2 protein-coding genes and 1 pseudogene are annotated in these 1,973 nt (G+C 67.2%); 2 read left to right on the forward strand and 1 reads right to left on the reverse strand.

The features are described from left to right. Positions 1–620, forward strand: a pseudogene (locus tag WBQ44_RS12665) (allantoinase); the annotation flags it as partial. Here the strand turns inward: WBQ44_RS12665 and WBQ44_RS12670 are convergent. Further along, positions 617–1,105, reverse strand: coding sequence for a DUF1990 domain-containing protein (locus WBQ44_RS12670; RefSeq protein WP_495567037.1), 489 nt, complete (start codon positions 1,103–1,105; stop codon positions 617–619). The pseudogene WBQ44_RS12665 and the gene WBQ44_RS12670 overlap by 4 nt on opposite strands. Before the next feature lie 91 nt (positions 1,106–1,196). Here WBQ44_RS12670 and WBQ44_RS12675 point away from each other — a divergent pair. Then, positions 1,197–1,973: 1-deoxy-D-xylulose-5-phosphate reductoisomerase (locus tag WBQ44_RS12675; protein ID WP_495567038.1), on the forward strand; the 777-nt coding region annotated here is incomplete at its 3' end.

Below are 1,973 nucleotides of genomic sequence, written 5' to 3' on the forward strand. Positions count from 1 at the left end.
GTGCCATGCAGCGCAACCCCGAGGCGGCGGCAGCATTCGTCGAACTCGGCCACGAGATTGCCTGCCACGGCTTGCGGTGGGTCAGCTATCAGTTGGTGGACGAGCACGTCGAACGCGAGCATATGGCCGAAGCCGTCGAGATCTTGAGCACGCTCACCGGCCGGGCGCCCCTCGGGTGGTACACGGGCAGGGACTCACCCAGCACGCGCGAGCTCGTGGTCGAACACGGGGGCTTTCTGTACGACTCCGATTCCTACGCGGACGACCTGCCCTACTGGGAACGCGTGGCAAAGGGGGCGGACACCGTCGATCACCTGGTGGTGCCGTACACGCTGGACACCAACGACATGCGCTTCGCCTCGCCCGGTGGGTTTTCCACCGGCGAGGAATTTTTCGCCCACCTCCGAGACGCGTTCGACGTGCTGTACGCGGAGGGCGCGGCGAGAGCACCCAAAATGCTGTCGGTCGGGCTGCACTGCCGGCTGGTCGGGCGGCCCGCCCGCATGGCCGCGTTGGAGAGGTTCCTCGACCATGTGCAGTCCCACGAGAAGGTGTGGATCGCGCGGCGGGCGGACATCGCTCGACACTGGATGGACGTGCATCCACCCGGCGCCCGCTAGGGCCGGGCGGCGCGGGCGAGTGCGGCGCAGTATCGGCTCGTGAACACGCGCTGAACCAGACGGCCGGCAGGTCCGCCTATTTTGGTGAACCACCGACCCGGCCGCGAGAAGGCAACGATGTGCACGTAGACGGATCCGTCGCCGTCCAGTTCGACCACGAACCTCTCCTCACCCTGCTCGGGGTGGCCGGCCAGAGTGCCGTACGCGAATCCGGTCCGGTCGACTTCGTCGACGACGTACACGACACGGCAGGGTATGCGTACCGGGCCGAGTGACAGTACGACCTCGGCGTCGACAACCGCCGTCGGCGCCGAAGCGTCGACCCGTAGGCCGGCCCCGCGGTGCATGTCCCAGCCGAGGAGCGCCTGCGCTGCGGAGGCGTAAGCGGGACGTCCCGAGCCGATGCGCACCCGACGGTCGGTGTGGTGGTAGCCGGCAGGTAGTGGTCCGCGGGTACCGCCGACTTCGGGATACGTGAGTGTCATGACCGCGACGATGCCATGTCCGGTGCAGTGTCCGGTGCAGTGTCCGGTGCTGCACAGCCAGCTCTCAGCTGCCATCAGCCACAATGGTCGGGTGCCAGAGCATCGAACACCCGCGCCGACCGCCCCGAACATATCGTCGAGCACGGTCCGGCCCACCCGAGTTCTGCTGCTGGGAAGCACCGGGTCCATCGGAACCCAGGCACTCGACGTCGTCGCGGCCAATCCTGATCTCTTTGACATCGTGGGTCTCGCGGCCGGTGGCGGTAACGTGGAGTTGCTTCGTCGACAGATCCGCGAGACCGGGGTCGACTCTGTGGCAGTCGCGAATCCTGCGGCCGGTGCCGAACTCGACCATCCCGGGGTTCTCACCGGTGATCGAGCCGTCACCGAACTGGTCGAATCCGTCGAAGCCGACGTCGTCCTCAACGCGCTCGTCGGATCCCGCGGGCTCGAACCGACCCTGGCAGCATTGAAGTCCGGTGCGAGACTGGCGCTTGCGAACAAGGAGTCCTTGGTGGCCGGGGGAGAGCTGGTGTTGGCGGCCGCAGCGCCCGGTCAGATAGTTCCCGTCGACTCCGAGCACTCCGCCCTCGCGCAGTGCCTCCGGGGCGGTCGCGCCAGCGAGGTCGACCGACTGATTCTCACCGCGTCGGGCGGGCCGTTTCGCGGTTGGTCCGAGGTCGAGCTGAAATCGGTGACGCCGGAGCAGGCCGCGGCGCATCCGACCTGGTCGATGGGCCCGATGAACACGCTCAACTCGGCGACGCTGGTCAACAAGGGACTCGAACTCATCGAGACCCACCTGTTGTTCGGCGTGCCCTACGACCGAATCGACGTCACCGTGCACCGACAGTCCATCGTGCACTCG

It is taken from the genome of Rhodococcus sp. (in: high G+C Gram-positive bacteria) (assembly GCF_049591685.1).
Lineage (GTDB): Bacteria > Actinomycetota > Actinomycetes > Mycobacteriales > Mycobacteriaceae > Rhodococcoides.

Coding starts and splice junctions, on each gene's coding strand:
- WBQ44_RS12670 (WP_495567037.1), bottom strand. CDS start 1,105: ATGACACTCACGTATCCCGAAGTCGGCGGTACCCGCGGACCACTACCT.